The sequence below is a fragment of the Paraburkholderia sp. SOS3 genome (assembly GCF_001922345.1).
GTDB lineage: Bacteria > Pseudomonadota > Gammaproteobacteria > Burkholderiales > Burkholderiaceae > Paraburkholderia.
In genome coordinates this window covers 506,325-524,626 of record NZ_CP018812.1, presented here as the reverse complement: position 1 = coordinate 524,626, position 18,302 = coordinate 506,325, and the positions used below count along the sequence as shown (strand labels likewise).

19 protein-coding genes are annotated in these 18,302 nt (G+C 62.5%); 10 read left to right on the top strand and 9 right to left on the bottom strand.

Going from position 1 to position 18,302, the window contains the following annotated elements; all coding sequences use genetic code 11:
- Positions 1-350: 350 nt before the first annotated feature.
- Positions 351-1,526, top strand: a complete 1,176-nt coding sequence (locus BTO02_RS22340) for a glycosyltransferase (protein WP_075159425.1) — start codon at positions 351-353, stop codon at positions 1,524-1,526.
- A 16-nt stretch (positions 1,527-1,542) separates the two neighbouring features.
- Complete coding sequence (locus BTO02_RS22335; RefSeq protein WP_232243634.1) at positions 1,543-2,349, top strand: lytic transglycosylase domain-containing protein; 807 nt, start codon at positions 1,543-1,545, stop codon at positions 2,347-2,349.
- A gap of 57 nt (positions 2,350-2,406) precedes the next feature.
- On the opposite strand, the gene BTO02_RS22330 is transcribed toward BTO02_RS22335, so the two are convergent.
- Together BTO02_RS22330 and hpnA are read right to left on the bottom strand one after the other, a co-directional pair.
- A complete protein-coding gene (locus tag BTO02_RS22330; protein WP_075159424.1) occupies positions 2,407-2,907 on the bottom strand; it encodes a hypothetical protein in 501 nt (166 codons plus the stop codon).
- A 102-nt stretch (positions 2,908-3,009) separates the two neighbouring features.
- Entirely contained in the window at positions 3,010-4,020 is a 1,011-nt protein-coding gene (gene hpnA / locus BTO02_RS22325; protein WP_075159423.1) for a hopanoid-associated sugar epimerase, read from the bottom strand.
- Between the two features lie 262 nt (positions 4,021-4,282).
- On the opposite strand from hpnA, the gene BTO02_RS22320 reads away from it, so the two are divergent.
- A complete protein-coding gene (locus BTO02_RS22320) occupies positions 4,283-4,579 on the top strand; it encodes an acylphosphatase (protein ID WP_075159422.1) in 297 nt (98 codons plus the stop codon).
- A 94-nt stretch (positions 4,580-4,673) separates the two neighbouring features.
- Here BTO02_RS22320 and egtD read toward each other — a convergent pair whose 3' ends face one another.
- Positions 4,674-5,651 (bottom strand): L-histidine N(alpha)-methyltransferase, encoded by a 978-nt coding sequence (gene egtD, locus BTO02_RS22315; protein ID WP_075161270.1) that lies wholly within the window; start codon positions 5,649-5,651, stop codon positions 4,674-4,676.
- Positions 5,652-6,025: 374 nt separating this feature from the next.
- Between egtD and rarD the strand changes: the two genes are divergently transcribed.
- On the top strand, positions 6,026-6,922 hold the full coding sequence (gene rarD / locus BTO02_RS22310) for an EamA family transporter RarD (RefSeq protein WP_075159421.1): 897 nt from the start codon (positions 6,026-6,028) through the stop codon (positions 6,920-6,922).
- Positions 6,923-6,957: 35 nt separating this feature from the next.
- On the opposite strand, the gene BTO02_RS22305 is transcribed toward rarD, so the two are convergent.
- The 4 genes from BTO02_RS22305 to BTO02_RS22290 all read right to left on the bottom strand — a co-directional run bounded on the left by BTO02_RS22305 (position 6,958) and on the right by BTO02_RS22290 (position 11,524).
- Entirely contained in the window at positions 6,958-9,522 is a 2,565-nt protein-coding gene (locus tag BTO02_RS22305) for a hypothetical protein (RefSeq protein WP_156883943.1), read from the bottom strand.
- Positions 9,523-9,893: 371 nt separating this feature from the next.
- On the bottom strand, positions 9,894-10,151 hold the full coding sequence (locus BTO02_RS22300; RefSeq protein WP_075159419.1) for a hypothetical protein: 258 nt from the start codon (positions 10,149-10,151) through the stop codon (positions 9,894-9,896).
- Positions 10,144-10,893: a DNA/RNA non-specific endonuclease gene (locus BTO02_RS22295; protein ID WP_075159418.1), complete on the bottom strand. Its 750-nt coding sequence runs from the start codon at positions 10,891-10,893 to the stop codon at positions 10,144-10,146. Before BTO02_RS22295 ends, BTO02_RS22300 begins: the two co-directional genes overlap by 8 nt.
- Positions 10,894-11,164: 271 nt before the next feature.
- Positions 11,165-11,524, bottom strand: coding sequence for a DUF3564 domain-containing protein (locus BTO02_RS22290; RefSeq protein WP_075159417.1), 360 nt, complete (start codon positions 11,522-11,524; stop codon positions 11,165-11,167).
- A 230-nt stretch (positions 11,525-11,754) separates the two neighbouring features.
- Between BTO02_RS22290 and BTO02_RS22285 the strand changes: the two genes are divergently transcribed.
- The 3 genes from BTO02_RS22285 to BTO02_RS22275 all read left to right on the top strand — a co-directional run bounded on the left by BTO02_RS22285 (position 11,755) and on the right by BTO02_RS22275 (position 14,302).
- Positions 11,755-12,177, top strand: a complete 423-nt coding sequence (locus BTO02_RS22285) for a rubrerythrin family protein (RefSeq protein WP_075161269.1) — start codon at positions 11,755-11,757, stop codon at positions 12,175-12,177.
- A 179-nt stretch (positions 12,178-12,356) separates the two neighbouring features.
- A complete protein-coding gene (locus tag BTO02_RS22280) occupies positions 12,357-13,694 on the top strand; it encodes a heterodisulfide reductase-related iron-sulfur binding cluster (protein WP_075159416.1) in 1,338 nt (445 codons plus the stop codon).
- A gap of 26 nt (positions 13,695-13,720) precedes the next feature.
- Entirely contained in the window at positions 13,721-14,302 is a 582-nt protein-coding gene (locus BTO02_RS22275; RefSeq protein WP_075161268.1) for a DUF3501 family protein, read from the top strand.
- 68 nt (positions 14,303-14,370) lie between these two features.
- Here BTO02_RS22275 and BTO02_RS22270 read toward each other — a convergent pair whose 3' ends face one another.
- Together BTO02_RS22270 and BTO02_RS22265 are read right to left on the bottom strand one after the other, a co-directional pair.
- Positions 14,371-14,844 (bottom strand): GNAT family N-acetyltransferase, encoded by a 474-nt coding sequence (locus tag BTO02_RS22270; RefSeq protein WP_075159415.1) that lies wholly within the window; start codon positions 14,842-14,844, stop codon positions 14,371-14,373.
- Between the two features lie 20 nt (positions 14,845-14,864).
- On the bottom strand, positions 14,865-15,062 hold the full coding sequence (locus tag BTO02_RS22265; RefSeq protein WP_075159414.1) for a DUF3562 domain-containing protein: 198 nt from the start codon (positions 15,060-15,062) through the stop codon (positions 14,865-14,867).
- Between the two features lie 310 nt (positions 15,063-15,372).
- Here BTO02_RS22265 and BTO02_RS22260 point away from each other — a divergent pair, with 310 nt between their 5' ends.
- The 3 genes from BTO02_RS22260 (at position 15,373) to BTO02_RS22250 (ending at position 18,263) form a co-directional block, all read left to right on the top strand.
- Entirely contained in the window at positions 15,373-16,458 is a 1,086-nt protein-coding gene (locus BTO02_RS22260; protein ID WP_156884069.1) for an alpha/beta fold hydrolase, read from the top strand.
- 210 nt (positions 16,459-16,668) lie between these two features.
- The gene (locus BTO02_RS22255; RefSeq protein WP_075159413.1) at positions 16,669-17,790 is read left to right on the top strand and encodes a 3-deoxy-7-phosphoheptulonate synthase; all 1,122 of its coding nucleotides are present in this window, start codon (positions 16,669-16,671) and stop codon (positions 17,788-17,790) included.
- Between the two features lie 146 nt (positions 17,791-17,936).
- Complete coding sequence (locus BTO02_RS22250) at positions 17,937-18,263, top strand: thioredoxin family protein (RefSeq protein WP_075159412.1); 327 nt, start codon at positions 17,937-17,939, stop codon at positions 18,261-18,263.
- Positions 18,264-18,302 lie beyond the last annotated feature (39 nt).

Sequence of the window (18,302 nt, the reverse complement as noted above, 5' to 3'; positions counted from 1 at the left end):
GCAGTTGTTTGAAGACCAAACGCGCATTCTAACGCTAACCGGGCCGGTTTGCCTTTGGGCCGTTTCGGGCGAATCGCGTCAGATGGCAAAAATGACTCAATGCGCGGCCGGCACGTAACCTTTAAACTAGGGGCCCGCGGCGATGTTGCAGTGACTGCCGCTTGCTGAATGTGGAATCTAGAGGCTCGCGGTATGGAAGTCCACCATTACGATTACTACGCTGTTGCAAACGCGCCGCACCGGACGGCCGCGAGCGCACTGACCGACGGCCGGCGTGTGCGCGCCGCGCTCGGCGCCCGGTCATCGGTCAAATTGACAGTCGTCTCGCAGCGCCGCAACGGAGCCGCCGCATGAGCGCGGTGGTGCTGTTTGTCCTCAGCTGTCTTTCCCTTTTGATCTGGTGCGTGCTGCTGTTCGCGCGCGGCGGTTTCTGGCGCGCGCGCCCGGCGCCGCCGCTCGCCACCGACGGCCGCGACGCGTGGCCATCGGTCGTCGCCGTCATACCGGCGCGCAATGAAGCCGACGCGATCGGCGAGGCCGTCGCGTCGCTGCTCGAGCAGGACTATGCGGGTGCGTTCCACGTCGTCGTGGTCGACGATCACAGCACCGACGGCACCGCGGACGCCGCGCGCGCCGCCGCCATGCAGCTGCAATGCCCCGACCGTCTGACGGTGATGCTCGCGAAACCGCTGCCCGCGGGCTGGTCGGGCAAGGTGTGGGCGCAATCGCAGGGCATCGAAACCGTCAGGTCGCTGGGCCTGGCGCCCGAGTACCTGCTGCTTACCGATGCGGATATCGGCCATCCGGCCGATGCCGTCACGCAACTCGTCGCGCGGGCCGACACGGAAAAGCGCGACCTCGTGTCGCTGATGGTCCGTTTGCGCTGCGATTCGTTCTATGAAAAGGCACTGATACCCGCATTCGTGTTCTTCTTTGCGAAGCTGTACCCGTTCGCATGGGTCGGCAATCCGCGCAATCGCACGGCCGGTGCGGCCGGCGGCTGCATGCTCGTGCGCCGCAGCGCGCTCGAGGAAGCGGGCGGCATCGAATCGATCCGCAGCACCCTGATCGACGATTGCACGCTCGCCGCGCTGATCAAGCATCGCGGCGAAGGCCGCCATTCGATCCGGCTCGATCTTGCCGCGCGCAGCGTGTCGCTGCGCCCCTATAACAACTGGCAAGAGATCTGGAACATGATTGCGCGCACGGCCTTCACGCAGCTGCGCTATTCCGCGTGGCTGCTCGTGGGTACGGTGTTCGGCATGGTGGTCATCTATCTGGTGCCGCCGGTTGTCGCGCTGACGCTCGGTCCGCTGGGCTGGCCCGCATGGATCGCATGGGCCGCGATGTGCTGCGCCTACGCGCCGATGCTGCGCTTTTACGGCCGCTCGCCGCTGTGGGCGCCGTTCCTGCCGCTCGTCGCTCTTTTTTATGTGAGTGCAACGATTGGGTCAGCGGTGCGATATTGGCGCGGCACGGGCGGGCAGTGGAAGGCCCGCGTCCAGGCGCCGGTGCAGGAACGCTAAACACGGGACACACACGATGATTGCATCGACCAGGTTACTTCGCCCGCTTTGCATGCTCGCGCTGTTGCCTGGTCTGATGCAAATCGCATTTGCTCGCTCTGGCAGCGACAGTGGCGACGTAGCCGGTACCGACTTACCGATTCAGGCTCAGGTTCAGACTCAGGCCGAAGCACGGGCGGCGCGGAGCGACGCATCGCCCGCGGGTATCCGCGAAGCTCGCCCCGCCGGCGACCGCGTCTCCGACTACCTCGCGCAAAAATTCGGCGTCGCGAAAGAAAAGGCGGTGCAGATATCGAATGCGGTCCGGGTCGCATCGGAGAAGTACGCTCTGCCGCCTGCGCTGCTGCTCGCGATCATCTCGATCGAATCGCGTTTCAAAGAGAAAGCGAAGGGCCGCAACGGCGCGACTGGCCTGATGCAGGTCGTGCCGAGCGCGCACCGTCCGCTGCTGAGGAACGTGAAGGATTTGACGGAACCGGACACCAATATCGAGGTAGGTTCGGCGATTCTCTATGGCTATATGAAGTCCGCCGGGGGCGATCTGAACGTGGCGCTGAAGAGCTATGGCGGATCGAAGGCTTATGCCGAGATGGTCGGTCTTCGCGCGAAGACCTTCGCGCCGGTGTTCGAACCGCCGGCGCAGGCGGGCGCGGGTGAGGTGTGGCAAGCGGTGCGAGCAGGCGAATGCGACGCGCGCTGGACTGACTTCTGCGTTCGCCCAGTGGTTTGGCCGGGCACGACCGCGGATCTTACGGAAGACGCCGATCCCGCGTCGCCGCAGCCGATGCGTCTGCCGGGCGTGCTTCTGCCGCTGCTGCGCTGACTGACCGCGCGGTAAAGCGGCAAACGCGCGCGCCCCGACGCCGTGTGGCCCCGCCGCTCACGCTTGTGTGAGCATCATGTACAACTGGATGACCGTATCCGGCGAAAAAGTGAACGGCACCCAACCATGGCCTGTGTGCCGCATGACGAGCAGGCGGTCGCCATTCGACTGCTTCTGAACCGCCATCACCGGATTTTTCGTCGAAACGAAACGCCAGCCGGGCGGCAGATTCGCCGGCGCTTCGGGCTGCATCGACGCGCGCGCATTCGACAATTCCTCGATAAGCTGGCCTACCTGCAGTGGATGCAACCGCACGGAGCGATCGCCGATCGTCATTACGATTTCGTTCTGGTTCGGCCGGTCGATATGCAGTGTGGGCTTGTTGTCCGATGCGGGCGATTCGGCCTGTACGGCGTCTTGCGCGGCGGGTCCGGCAGGCTCGGCAGGCTCGGAGGGCGAAGACGCGGTAGCCGAAGCCGCGACCGCTGATGCAGCAGCGGCCTCAATGAGATCATCGACGCTCGCTTCGAGCGCGCCGATCTGTTCCTGAAGGTTCATACGACGGTTCTCTGAGAAGACCCGCGATTTTACCTTTCAGAACGCGCTTTTACCCTCGGCCGCGGCGCTCGACGTTGTAACAAAATGCAGCACGTCCGCGCGTCACTTCGTCAGATACCCCGCATCGCGAAACCAGTCGAGCGCGTCTTTCAACCCTTCGCGATATGGGCGCGCGCGATAGCCGAGCTCGCGCTCCGCTTTCGCCGACGTGAAGTACATCTTGTTCTTCGACATCTTCAGCGCGTCGACCGTGACGAAAGGCTCGCGCTTCGTGATCCTGGCGACGGCTTCGGCGCCCATCGCAAGCGGATAAAGCGGCCAGCGCGGCAGGGCGAGGGTGGGCGGCTTGCGGTTGGTCAGGGATGCAATATCGGCGAGCATGGTCTGCAGCGGCAGGTTCTCGCCGCCGAGAATGTAGCGTTCGCCGATCTGGCCGCGCTCGAGCGCGAGAAAATGACCGGCTGCGACGTCGTCGACATGCACGAGGTTCAGGCCCGTATCGACGAAGGCCGGCATCTTGCCGAGCGCCGCTTCGACGATCACGCGGCCGGTCGGCGTCGGCTTCACGTCGCGCGGGCCGATCGGCGTCGAAGGATTGACGATGACGGCGGGCAAGCCGTCGTTGGCGACCATGCGCTCGACCGCGCGCTCCGCCAGCACCTTGCTGCGCTTGTAGACGCCGATCGCCTGTTGCGGCGTCATGCCCGCGGTTTCGTCGACCGACTGGCCGGAATCGGTCACCTTCAGCGTCGCCACGCTGCTCGTATAGACGATGCGCTCGACGCCTTCTTTCAGCGCCGCGCACATCGTGGCCTCGGTGCCTTCGAGGTTCGCGCGTTCGATCTCGCTCGGGTCGGGCGCCCAGAGCCGATAGTCGGCCGCGACATGCAGCAGATAGCGCACGCCGCGCAGCGCGGCGCGCATCGACGCTTCGTCGCGCATATCGCCGACGGCGACCTGCGCGTCGAGCTCCTCGATGTTGCGGCGCGGACTCGTGGCTCGCACGAGCACGCGCACCGCGAAGCCCTTCTGTTGCGCGATGCGCGCCACCGCCGAGCCGACAAAGCCCGACGCGCCCGTCACGAGCACGAGATCGCGATTCTGATCACTCATTCCTGTGTGGTTTCCCTTGGCCAAGTGGTCGGATTGTACGTGGGCGCGAAAGCCGTGTGGCGCTTCGTAGAACTTCGCCGCGATCGCGACGGGTTCGTGTCGTGCTCGTGCCGCGCTCGTGTCGCGCTTATCCCGGCGCTCGTGTTTCATTCGTGCACTGCCTGGCGCTTTCATTGCAGCCCGGAACTGGGCATTTCCGTTGCGACGCGACTAGAATGCCGGCTTGAAGGACTGGCTTGAAAGACTATCAGGAGATGAGAGCATGACCGGCACGGATCTCGATTCGCGGATCGAAACGTACTACGTGCGCGTCAAGGGTATCGTGCAGGGCGTCGGCTTTCGCCTTGCGACCGTGCGCGAGGCCCACGCGCTCGGTGTCAGAGGCTGGGTCGCGAATCTTGACGACGGCTCCGTTGAAGCCATGCTGCAAGGACCCGCGAACCAGGTGGACCGGATGCTCACGTGGCTGCGGCACGGACCGCCCGCAGCGCGCGTGACTGAGGTGACCGGCGAAGAGCGCCTGACCGATAAGCGCTACGAGCGTTTCGAGCAACACTGAGACAGCAAGGTGGTCGCGGTAGCGCGCACGCGCCGGCGAGCGATGCCGCGTAATCGCGCAAGCTCGCCGCCATGTCTGCTCCGCGCCACGCGCCTTATCGCGCAACCAGCAGGCTTTCCGCAAACCCCCAGTCGCGTTCGACCCATTGCTGCTCGCATGCGAAGCCCGCATCGTCAGCGATCGCGCCGATCTCGGTTGCGCGGTACTTGTGGCTGCTTTCGGTCCAGATCGTTTCGCCGGCTTCGAGCGTCACATTCAGTTGCGCTGCGCGAATCTGCGCGGTGACGCGATGCTTCGCGCGCAGATGCATTTCGACGCTGCGCGCATCCGGGTTGAAACGCGCGACATGCTCGAATGCATCGAGGTCGAACGTGCCGCCCAGTTCGCGGTTGATGCGCGCAAGCAGATTCAGATTGAACGCCGCGGTCACGCCGATCGGATCGTCATAGGCTGCGATCAGCGTGGGCACGGGCTTTTCGAGGTCGGTGCCGAGCAGCAGCGCGTCGCCGGGCATCAGCATGCCGCGGATGTCGCGCAGAAACCGCGTGGCCGCGAGCCGGCCGAAGTTGCCGATCGTGCTGCCGAGAAACAGCACGAGCAGCGGCTCGTCGCGCGCGCGCCGCTTGCTGACTTCCGCGAGCCCGGCCAGGTAATCGCGCTCGTAGCCGACGATCGACAGGCGCTCGAGATCGCCGAGTTCGCGGCGACATAATTGCAAAGCGGTGCGCGAAATTTCAATCGGCGAATAGGTGGTCGACGTCGTCGGCCGTTTCTTGCACAAGGCTTCCAGAATGCGCCGGGTCTTGCGGCCGCTGCCGCTGCCGAGTTCGGCGACGATCGCATTGTGCGGCACATGCGCGACGATATCGGGCGCATGCCGGGCGAGCAGGCGCTCCTCGGCGCGCGTGACGCCATATTCGGGCAGTGCCGTGATGACTTCGAAGAGCGCGGAGCCCACTTCGTCGTACAGATACATCGACGGCAGCTCCTTCTGTGGCGCATGGGTCAGGCCGGCTCGCACGGCAGAGGCGAATTCGGGGGAGACGTCGTGCGATAGGGCAGGCTGGGACATGTTCGCTCCATGTTGTAGTTTCCGGCGGCGGCTGGCGATGCTGCCGGTGGTTTCGCGTTGCGTGCACGGTCGGTTCGACGAACTTCGCACACGAAGGACGGACACACCCGCTGGATTGAACGCGCAATTAAAAGGACATTGCGTTCGTTATCCGCGGCATTTAAGACGCGTTTCAAGCAAGAATCGCGCTTACCGGTTACGGCGATGTGACCCGAAGGGAAACAGACGATGAACGGACGAGAAAGGCATGAGGCTACGTTGTACTCCAATGTGAGAAATCGTGCACGTACCCATTCGTATGTCGGATGCCTCCCGTTGGATACGCGAGGCGTCTAGAATGCGGGCTTTGACCTGGAATGCGAGATCTTCACGCAATGAGCGCGTATCAACCCGGGCGCGGTATCGCGCTTTCGGCCAGCGCATCCGCGCTCTTCGCCTTGATGTCGGTCTACGTGAAGCTGCTCGCGCCGTTGAGCGGCCTCGATATCTTCGCGTGGCGTGTGTTGTGGACCGCGCCTGGCGCGCTGACGCTCGTCGCATTGCGTTCTCGTTTGCCGCAGATGCGCGTGCTCTTCCGGCGCGCGATGACCGAGCGCTGGATCGCGCTCGCGCTAGGTATAAGCGCCGCGCTGCTCGGTATTCAGCTATGGGTATTTATGTGGGCGCCGTTGCATGGACGCCTGCTCGAAGTTTCACTCGGCTATTTTCTGTTGCCGCTGACCATGGTGCTGACCGGGCGCTTCTACTATCACGAACGGCTCGATCCGCTGCAATGGGCGGCGGTCGCGTGTGCTGCGGCCGGCGTTGCACACGAGCTGTGGGCGACCGGCGCATTTGCGTGGCCCACCGTACTCGTCGCGCTTGGCTATCCGCCTTATTTCGTACTCCGCCGCAAAATCAATGCAGACTCGCTGACCGCCTTCGCCGTTGAAATGGCAATGCTCGTCCCTGTGGCGGGCGTGATGGTCGCGACCGGTGGCTCGCTGCAGCTGCTGTCCGGCCGCATCGACATGTGGGTGCTCTGGCTGCCGGGCCTCGGCGTGTTGAGCACCGTCGCGCTTGCTTCGTATCTGAAGGCAAGCCGCCTGTTGCCGATGGCGCTATTCGGCATTCTCGGCTACGTCGAGCCGGTGCTGCTCGTGCTCGTATCGGTGACGCTGCTTGGCGAGCATCTTTTGTCCACGCAGCTCGCGACGTATATACCGATCTGGTTTGCGGTCGCATTGACTGCGTGGCATAGCGCGCGTTTGATCCGGTCGCAGGCGCGCTAGCGCGTGCGCGGTCGTGAGGCGCGTTCAGGTGCAAGTCAGGCTTGGGGAGCGGGTGGCACGATAGGGTTATAGCCGCCCAGATTCGCAAGCGGATGCGCCGTTTGCGACTGCAATAGCGCGGAGACTTTCTCCACCGGCGTTTTGTTGAACGAGCCCGCGGCCGCATTCATCGCCATGCTGGCGATCAGCAGAAACGGCGTGATGATCGGCCCGACCACCGGAATATAAGGTGTCACCATCGTGACCGCGTTGGTGGTCGACGCAGCGAGGCTCAGGTCGTCCGCTCGCGTGAGCGTCCCCTGTTTGGCTCTTTCGATGTAATCGGACACCTTGACGCCATATTCGACCAACGCTGGAACGACGAGCCCCGCGCTAGCGTACGCCATAAGCTTGACGCCGCCGGGAATGGGCCATTTTTTGCCCCCGAGTTCGTTGGCACGATTGAGCTCGACGTTGAAGGCGAATTTCTGGAAGGAGTTTTTCGCCTGGTCGGCGCTTTCGCGCAACTCGGCGGCCAGCGCATTCAATCGCGCCCTGCCGGTATCGATTTGCGGCAGTCCGCTGGTGTTCAACGGACCATAAGCCTGAGCGACCCGCTCGGCCGACGCAACGATGCTGTCCGCCGAACGCCTGATCCCGCTCTGGATTTCCGAGTCGGCCACGGGCGGGACGGTGCGAACCATCGCTTCGCCTTGTGCGGCACCCGACGTCGTGCCCGCGTTCGACGGCGATGCATTGCCAGCGGGCTCCAGCTTGGCAAGCTCGGTGTGCGCGGGCGTGTAGGTTTGCAGCTCACCGGTTTTCGGGTCGATCCTTTGCGCGCTTTCGATGGAGCCGTCGGGCTTGTATTCGTAACTGATTCCACGAGCAGTTTCGTCGCGGGATTGTGGAAACAGCGTTTGAGCGCGTTTTCCCGGCAGCTTCGCCTCGCGGTTATCCGCTTTGTACTGGCTCGCGGATACGAGCGCCGCGTCGACATACAAGCCGACCGACGAATCGATGGTTCCCTGCGCGAACGCCGCTCCGGCGGCCACGTAGTCGGACGTCGGATCTTCGCCCCTCGCCACTTTGTTGGCGGCGGATTCGAGGTACATCGCGCCGCGCGTCAAGCCCGATGCGATCGATATGCCGCGCGTTGCAAATTGCAGCGTTGCCGGCAAGGGCGCATTGAACGGCATCATCGGCTTCTGAACCCGGGACAGTGTCGGCAATTTGTCCTTGACGAACTGCGAGTTGTTAAAGCGAACGTAGCCGTATTCTCCGGCTCTGACGAGGCCGGCAACCGATCCGCCGTATTTCGTGAAGTCCTTTTCGGCCTGTTTTTGCGCGTTCGTCTGTTGGGTGGTAAAGACGAGTCCGTTTTGCTCCGGATAGCGGACCGCGCCTGAGCGCTCGTACGAGTACTGAAGTTTGAGGTGCGTGCCGGGCGGTGTCAGCGGCGGCGGCACGATGGAGTCCGGATGAATCGCGGCAGCCGGATCTCCCCTGTCGCCTTCAGGCACGGTGATCGACGTGACGCCGAGATCTTTTGTGCCGATCAGTATGTCTTTGCCCGAGCGCGTGTCGTAAAACGACAGTTTCCCGGCATAGTCATGAGGACTGCCGCCAGGGTGGGCCTCCGAAACAAAGACGGCCTCGCTGGTTTCAGGTGTCGCGAGCCGGCTGTGATTGACCGTCGCCGCCATCAACGAAGCAGCCAGATGGCTTTGATCGTTGCTATCGGATATCGCGCTATCGAGGTTGGCGCGGCGTTCGCGCAGCAAATCGACGACGGCGCTCTTTTGCGCTGCGTCATCGGGGTTGCGCCTGGCGATGACGGCGGACCGGTTCTGGTCCAGCCAATCGTCGAAGCTCTTGACGCGTGCGTCAATGATGCCTTTCTTTTGCGCCGCGTCCTGTTCGAGCAGCAGATAAGTCTCCGATGTCTTGTTCATCTGCCTGACGATCGATTCGGAATCGATCTTGCCGACATTGTTGCTCCGCCACGCGCGCAAATCGAGCACCAGCTGTTCCCACGCCTTATTCAGGTGGTCGTCGATCTTTTGCTTCGCATTCTGTGTCGCCTGACGACAGAGCGCGCGCGCATCGGTCGCCGATACGATCCAGTTGGCGCGGCCGGCATGGGCGTCCTGTGCGATGCGGTTGGTCGCATCGAGCATCATCGCGCCGGACATATACGGCGGCATATCGGCCAGATGTTTCCGGTTGGCCTCGCGCCACGATTTTTCCGCGTCTTCATTTGCCTGTTGTGCGCGTGCGAGCGACTGTCTGGCAGCTTCGTACTTTGTATAGTCGGCGGGCCAAGGGATGCCCGAGAACGGGTCCGCGCGGCTGGTCATCTGATGCTGGGCATCATCGAGTCCGCTTTGTGCAGTGCGTACGTTCTGCGCGGAGGTCTCGAGCACACCGCGATCGCTGCTGAGATCGTGTTCGATCGAACCGCGGATGTAATCGCTCGATTCGTTCCAGGCGCCGATTTGCGCGGTGGTCAACATCCGGTTCAGGTTAGCAATCAGCCGGTCATCGTCCGCACGGCTCGCGGGGGCCCGTGCACGACTCTCGGGCTGTTTGCGGTGAAGCGTGCCGGTTCTGGGCGGCACGCCTGTCTGCCTGGAAGCGCTCGAACGTTCGCGGCTTGCAGGAGCGTGTGATGGCGATTTTGGCTTGTCGCTTGCTCGCGGCGACGATGTATCGGCGAAAGCAGTGGCTGTCTGATCTGATGCACGGTCTGCGCTGTTGGCAATTTGCTGCTGAGCTGAAGCAGCCGCGTCCTTCGCGGTGTCGCCGTCGGCTCGCATGCGCGGGTCGATAGAAGGTGGATTGACCAGCATGATGTCGTCTCCTTTGCATTTGTGATCGGACTTACTGGATCATTAGGCCAAAGGCGCGCATCACGATGGTGTTGCGGGAGTACGCTGAATAGAGCTTTCGCCCGCCGGCGCGGGCGAAATGCGTCGCGACACGACGCCGTTCAAAACGGGTTATCGACCACGCCCGGCTTCGCGTCCGGCTCGTCCTTGATGCGTTCGGGCAAATCCGCTTGCGCCTGCAATGCGGCGACCGCGCTATCGACTGCCTGCTTGAGCGCAAGCGCGGCCTTGAGTCCGCGCTTATCCTTCGTGAGCGCTAGCGTGCCGCTGATCAGCACGCGGGTTGTGCCATTCGTAATGGTCAACGCATCGCCCTCAATGCCGAGCACGTCGACGTCGTTTGAATACGCGTTAAACACCTTTGAGTCCTCCTGGCCGTTCGTCCTTCGCACTCTCGGGAATACCGGGAAAGCGGATGCCGCTGGCCGCTTCGAGTTCATGCACGGTTTTGAGGTTGTAGCGGTTGGTCGCAATGTTGTCCACGACCACCGCGAATGCAAGCCGCTTCGACGGCACGTAGATCACCTTGAACAATTGGGTCGGCACGAATACGCGCGTCGCGCCGATCGTCTGCAACTGCTGGCCGACGAACATCGGGCCCGTGACGACGTAGGTGTCATCGTATTTCAGCGCGAGCTTGCGCACGGCGCTTTCGACGCGCGACCACAAGCGCTCATTGTTCTCGCGATTCTGCGGGACGATGTTCGCGAGCGAAAAAGATTGCGCCATGCCTGCCTCGTTCCAGCGATTGCCGGCCGGGCTCATATGGCCGCGGTCGAACCCGCTGCGCCTGTAATCGGCGAGCGTCGCACCTTCGCCGGCAGGAAGGCGCGCATCTTCGAAGAAGCGATTCGTGCGCGTCATATTTCTGGCTGCCTCGATATGATCGCGCGTCAGATGTTCGGCGGACCACAAGGGCCCGTGCGTGATGCCGGAATGCAGCACCGCAAAATCCGCATAGCAGAGCATGCGTGTTTTCGGCGCCATTTTCGGATTGGTTAGCACGGGCCATTGGCCGTTTGGCGTGAAATCGGTGCAGGACGGCGCCGCCGTCGCATGAGCCGCGACAGCGGCTAGCAGGCAGAGAAACCACTTCTTCATAGATTGCAGAGGGATGAAAGGCAGGACGGAAAAAGGATGGGCGGAAACGGCGAGGCGCAAGTATAGCGTCGCGCGGCGCGAGCGACGATGCGATTGCACTGCAGCAACGCACTTCGAACGCGTGAAGAAGCAAGAGGAAGAGGGCGCTACGGAACTACACGGGGTGGCTGCCGTTGCGGCGCCTCGCGATTCATCGATTTGCGGTGGCCATTCGCTACGAATGGCCAGTTGCGCAGCGCGGGCCGATGCACGCGCGCGCCAAGGGCGCCGGTCAGCGCCCGAAGATGCTGTTTTCCGCTTTTACCGGCTGGCGATCGACTGCTTGCAGGCGCCAGAAGCCGTTCATCGGCGAATGCGTGCGTTCGGACTGCCATGCTGCAACGCCTTGCGAAGAACTGACACGCTGTCTGCGGTCGACATGCAATCCCTCGAGCGTGCACAACGGCGCTTCTGCGCTCGGCGCGCATAACGCAGTGACACCGTCGCTATCGCGCATTTCTCCCCACGGGGGGAGATGCACGCCTTCGTGTGCTTCTCTGGACCAGCGGCGCTGTTCGGTGTCCAGCCACAGCACTGCGTAGTCATGATTCACGGTTGGATCCGGACCGTTGATAAGGATGGTCAGCCGCATTTCCAATCCCCCGCATAGACGCTTGTCCGCTACAACAGTCTATGTCGGACGAAAAGTTATGCAACCCAAACCACTATCGGCGAGATTGAAAATGACAATTGGGAACGCATGGGTGAGCTTCTAGATTTAATGCACGGCTCAGGCGCGCGCGTCCAGCCGCCGTCGCTCGCGACGATGCCCGCTTCCCCAACGCGCGATTCCCACACTACAAAAGATGGATGGAGGCTCAGATGACACAACTGAAGGGATCCAGAACAGAAGACAACCTCAAGGCTGCATTCGCCGGCGAATCGCAAGCCAATCGCCGCTACCTGTATTTCGCCGCCAAGGCGGACGTCGAGGGCCAGAACGACGTCGCAGCGTTGTTCCGTTCGACCGCGGAAGGGGAGACGGGTCATGCGCATGGCCACCTCGAATATCTCGAGGCGTCGGGCGATCCGGCCACCGGTTTGCCGTTCGGCTCGTCGCGCCTGAATCTCGAGGCCGCAATCGCCGGCGAAACGCATGAATATACGGACATGTACCCCGGCATGGCGAAAACGGCGCGTGACGAAGGCTTCGACGAAATCGCGAACTGGTTTGAGACGCTGGCCAAAGCGGAACGCAGCCACGCCAACCGTTATTCGAAAGCGCTCGAGTCGCTGGTGGACTGACGAGGCCGCAGCCGGCGGTGTGAATTGATGCCCGACGCCGTTACGCTGAACGGCACGCCCCACGCATTGCGCGAGAAACCGCGGCGTACGTCCGCGGTTCTCGCGCCGCTTCGCGTGCCAATCTTCTCCACGAAACGGCTCCTGGCATAAACAAGAACGATGAAAAGGAGACTGACGTCATGCCCCACAAGGAAGGCAGTCTCGAAGCACCGACCCGGCACGCGCTCGACTGGCGCTCCGACACTTTCTATGATCAGAACGCAATCGACGAGGAATTGACGCGCGTCTTCGATATCTGCGCCGGCTGTCGCCGTTGCGTATCGTTGTGCGGTGCATTCCCCACGCTGTTCGATCTCGTCGACGAGACCGACACCGGCGAAGCGCACGACGTCGACAAGGCGCATTTCGGCAAGGTGGTGGACCAGTGCTATCTGTGCGATCTCTGCTACATGACGAAATGCCCGTACGTGCCACCGCATCCGTGGAACGTCGATTTCCCGCATCTGATGCTGCGCGCCAAGGCCGCGAGCTATAAGCGCGGCGAGGTCAAAACACGCGACAGGTTTTTGTCGAATACCGATGCGCTAGGCCATTTCGCCGGCATCCCGGTCGTGACCCAAACCGTCAACGCCGTCAACCATACGGCCGCCGCGCGCGGATTGATGGAGAAGGCGCTAGGCGTCGACAGGAATGCGTGGTTGCCGTCGTTCGCCTCGCGTAAATTCCGCAGTGCAGCGAAGCGATCGCGAGATATACCGGTTCGGGATGGCGAACGAACGCCCGGCAAGGTGGCGATCTATGCAACGTGCTATGTGAATTTCAACGAGCCGGGCATCGGTCACGATTTGCTAGCGGTACTCGCGCATAACGAGATTCCGTATGAGCTTGTAAGCAGCGAGTCATGCTGTGGAATGCCTTTGCTCGAACAGGGCGACCTCGACGGCGTGGCACGGAAGAAGGAGAAAAACCTGCCGATCCTCGCCAGATACGCGCGTGACGGTTACGCGCTGATCGGTTCGATTCCGAGTTGCGTGATGATGTACAAACACGAGCTGCCGCTGATGTTCCCAGGCGACGAAGACGTGCGCGCGGTCAGCGAAGCGTTCTGGGACCCGTTCGAGTACTTTGTGTCACGGCATCGCGACGGTCTGCTGAAGACCGATTTCAATACGCCGCTCGGCAAGGTCTCGTATCACGTGCCTTGTCACGCGCGCGTGCAGAACATCGGCCGCAAGACATCCGAAACATTGGCGCTCGTGCCGGACACGCAGGTGACGGTGGTCGAGCGTTGCTCCGGACACGCAGGCACGTTCGGCGTGAAAAAGGAGTTCCACGAGACGGCGATGAAAATCGGCACGCCGGTCTTCAAGGCAATGGCACAGCCGCAGCCCGACTACATTTCGTCCGACTGCCAGCTGGCGGGCCACCATATCGAACAGGGGTTCGACGAAACCGGTTTGCCAAAGGCGCAACTCGCGCATCCGCTGACGCTGCTGCGCAAAGCCTACGGTTTATGAGCCTTCTCACATCGCAAGGACATCCGATGACGATCGCAAGGAACTCCCTGTTGTCGCTCGAGAACTATTCGAAGTCGCGCACGGCAATGCGCAGCCGCGTAATCGAGCACAAGAAACACCGCACCGTGAAGCTCGGCAACCACCTGACCTTTCTGTTCGAAGACGAGCTTACGATTCGCTATCAGATTCAGGAGATGCTGCACATCGAGAAGATTTTCGACGAAGACGGCATTCAGGGCGAACTCGAAGCATACTTGCCGCTCGTACCCGACGGCAGCAATCTGAAAGCGACGATCCAGATCGAGTACGAGAACGAGGTCGAGCGGCGGGCGGCATTGGCGCGGCTCATCGGTATCGAAGATCGTGTTTTCGTTCAGGTGGAAGGCGACGCGCCCGTCTATGCCATCGCCGACGAAGATCTCGATCGAGAGAACGACGAGAAGACATCGGCCGTGCACTTTGCCCGTTTCGAGCTGACATCGGCGATGAAGGCGCGCTTGCGCGACGGCGCGGCGTTGCTGATCGGATGCGATCATCCGCACTATCCGGTTCCGGTGCAGACGATTGAAGCGAGCGTGCGTGCGTCACTGCTGAACGACCTCAGTTGATCGTCGCAGCATCGATCTACCTCAGCGTTGCGTCCGCCGCGCCCGAAGCAAAGATCCGATGCACACGCTCAAAGCGCCTTGCGATAGACCACAAAGCCAGAACGTTCGGCGATGCGATCGTAGAGCTGCATCGCCGTCGCATTGGTCTCGTGCGTGATCCAGTAGACGCGTTCCGCACGCGCGGCGCGCGCCTCTTCATACACGCGTTCGATCAGCGCGCGGCCGATGCCTTTGCCGCGTTCCGCTTCATCGGTGAACAGATCCTGCAGGTAGCACGTCGGCCCGGCCATGGTCGTGTTGCGGTGATACAGGTAGTGCACGAGGCCCACAAGCTTGCCGTTGCGTTCCGCGACGAGCGCATGCATCGGCTCATAGCCGTCGAAAAACCGCGTCCACGTCAGTTGTGTGATTTCGCGCGGCACCGCCGTCGCACCGACGCGGCCGTAGAAACGGTTGTAGCCGTCCCATAGCGGCAGCCATGCATCGAAATCGTCGGGTGTGACAGGTCGAACCAGAGGTCGGTCCGAAACGGTGCCGCTCATCGCAGATCGCAACGCAGGCCTTAGCGCGACGAGGGCTGGCGCAGCGTCTCCCGTACTCTCTTCGCGGCGAGCAGCGGCATGTAATCGAGAATGCGACCGTCGGCCTGGTATTGCGCCAATGTGTCGGAGTAAAGCTTCGAGACGGTTTCAGGCGGGGTGTTCGTTTCAGCGGCGATTGCCTTGACGACTTCTTCGGCGTCAAGCTGTGGCTGGGCCATGAATCTCTCCGGTTGTAACGGTCAGAAAAAAGGCAAAACACGGGAATAGCATTACACGTCGCTAAACGTCTCGATACCAATTGAATCGAACTATCAATCGCGCGTCTTTCGTTCGAACAAAGCGGGCCGCGGGCCGCCGCAAAACTGCACTCTCACTGCATATATTCGCCACGCGGGAGAATCGGGATGGGTCCCGGTGACGCAGTGCGGAAAAATGAAAGCAGCGCGACAGCCAATCGATAAACGTCGAGCCGCGCGTTCGTGTACGATCGCACTCCGAATTCTTCACAACAAACCGGAGACCGAAGTGATCCGATCGATCGCGACGCGGGCAACCCTGCTCGCAGTCCTCTCGCTAGCCGCTCACGCTTTCGCTGCGACGCCGTCCGACGCCCATGCTGCGATTCCCGAACGTGCCGCGGATTTCGTCGCACACGACTTTCATTTCTCGGACGGCACGATCCTGCCCGAGGTCCGCATCCATTACGTGACGCTCGGCGCGCCGCAGCGCGATGCGCGCGGCGACGTCACCAACGCGGTGCTTCTGATGCATGGCACCACGGGCACGAGCAACGCGTATCTGACACCGCTGATGCGCAAAGAGCTCTTCGCGCCCGGCGAGCCGCTCGACGCAAGCCGTTACTTCATCGTGATCCCCGACGGCCTCGGCCGCGGCGGTTCGACGAAGCCCAGCGACGGCATGCGGATGAATTTCCCGCATTACGGTTACGGCGACGTCGTCGAGGCGAACCATCAACTGCTCGTCGACGGGCTGAAGATCAAGCATTTGCGGCTCGTGCTCGGCACGTCGATGGGCGGCATGCAGACGTGGATGTGGGGCGAGCGCTATCCGGGCATGGCCGACGCGCTGATGCCGATCGCCAGCCAGCCGATCGCGATGGCGGGCCGCAACTGGCTGTGGCGGCAGATGATCGTCGGCGCGATTCGCAACGATCCCGCCTGGCAGGGCGGCGCATATACGGCCGAGCCGACGCAATGGACGCGCGTCATGCCGATCTTCACGCTGATGACGAACAACCCCGCGCGTATGCAGACCGAAGCGCCGGACCGCGCCTCGGCGACGAAGATGTACGACACGCTTGTCGCGAATGCCGGGAAAACCGATGCGAACGACGTGCTGTACTGGTTCGAATCGTCGTGGGACTACAACCCTGCGCCCGATCTGTCGAAAATCCGCGGACGCCTGTTCGCCGTCAATTTCGCGGACGACCTGATCAATGCGACGGACCTCGGCGTCATGCAGAAGCTGATCGGCGAAGTGCCGGGCGGCCGCTTCGTCGAAATGCCTGAAACCGCGCATTCGTATGGGCATCAGACGCTCGCGCATCCGGACGTATGGAAGCCGTACCTCGTGCAGTTGATGAGCGGCAACTGACGCGTCCGTCTTGAGCGTCAGGCAGGGTACGAAGCGGCACATAAAAGCGAGAAATGAAAACGGCACATGAAGCGGGCGCCATGGCGTAACCCTGCGCCCGCCTTTCGCCGCCATGGCGAAATGCGATAATCGCCGTTTCACCGCCGCGGAATCCAGCCGGAACCGAGCCGGAACCCGCAAGCCCGCGAAGCCCCACGCCGGAGAATCCTCTTGAGCCGCATCGACAACCCCACACGAGACCAGGAAGCCGGCTCCGCCGATTCCACGCAAGACATCACGCGCATCGACGACACGCGCATCGGCGCGGTGCGACCGCTTATTTCTCCGGCGCTGCTGCTCGATGAACTGCCGATCCCCGCTGCGGTGCAAGCGCTCGTCGAAAAAAGCCGCATGGAAGTGGCAAACGTGCTGCACGGTCGCGACGACCGGCCGGTGATCATCGTCGGCCCGTGCTCGATTCACGACCACGATCAGGCGATCGACTATGCGCATCTGTTGAAGGCGAAGGCGCACGCATTGCGCGATGATCTGCTGATCGTCATGCGCGTGTACTTCGAGAAGCCTCGCACGACGGTCGGCTGGAAGGGTTACATCAACGATCCGCGCCTCGACGGCAGTTTCCGCATCAACGAAGGCCTGCGCCGCGCGCGCGAACTGTTGATCGACATCGGCAATCTCGGTTTGCCGACCGCGACCGAATTTCTCGACCTGCTGAGCCCGCAATACATCGCGGACCTGATCGCGTGGGGTGCGATCGGCGCGCGCACGACCGAGAGTCAAACCCATCGGCAGCTTGCTTCGGGCATGAGCTGCCCGATCGGCTTCAAGAACGGCACCGACGGCGGCGTGCAGATCGCGGCCGATGCGATCGTCGCCGCCCGCGCAAGCCATGCGTTTATGGGCATGACGAAGATGGGCATGGCCGCGATCTTCGAAACGCGCGGTAATGACGACGCACACGTCATCCTGCGCGGCGGCAAAAAAGGGCCGAACTACGACGCCGCCGGCGTGGAAGAGGCATGCGCGGCATTGCGCAAGCTCGGCTTGCGCGAACAGGTGATGATCGACTGCTCGCATGCGAATTCGGGCAAATCGCACGAGCGGCAAGCGGAAGTCGCGAAAGATATCGGGCAACAGCTGTCGGGGGGCGATCGCCGCATCATCGGCGTCATGATCGAAAGCCATCTCGAAGCCGGCCGTCAGGACCTCAAGCCGGGTGTGCCGCTTGCTCGCGGCGTGTCGATCACCGACGCATGCCTGAGTTGGGCGCAAACCGAACCGGTGCTCGACGAACTCGCGCAGGCCGTGCGTACGCGGCGCCAACGCGGCTAGCCGCCGCATGCCGGACTGCATGCCGGCCACGCTCAGCGCGATCGGCAAAGTGCGCCGGTTCGAGGCAACATGCGCCGGATCGAGGCAACATGGAGTCGAGGCGCCAATCAACGCGCCGCCCTTTCTCATACGTTGCACGAGGGAACATGAGCACCGTTACCGCATATGCGAAGACCGCCCCGACCCGCGCGGAAGTCGATGCGCTTACCGGCGTAACCGTCGTCGAATTCGGCACCGACTGGTGCGGCTACTGCAAGGGCGCGCAGCCCATCGTCGAAAAAGCGTTTGCACAGCATCCGGGTACGCGTCATCTGAAGATCGAAGACGGGCCGGGGCGCCCGCTCGGCCGTTCGTTTCGCGTAAAGCTGTGGCCGACACTTGTTTTCATGCGCGACGGTGCTGAAATCGGGCGCGTCGTGAGGCCCGGCGACCTCGCCGAACTCGAGGAAGCATTCGCGGCTCTGAAGGCATGAGCGGCGCGCGCGGCCCGATGCAGGCACGCCGGCCGCGCA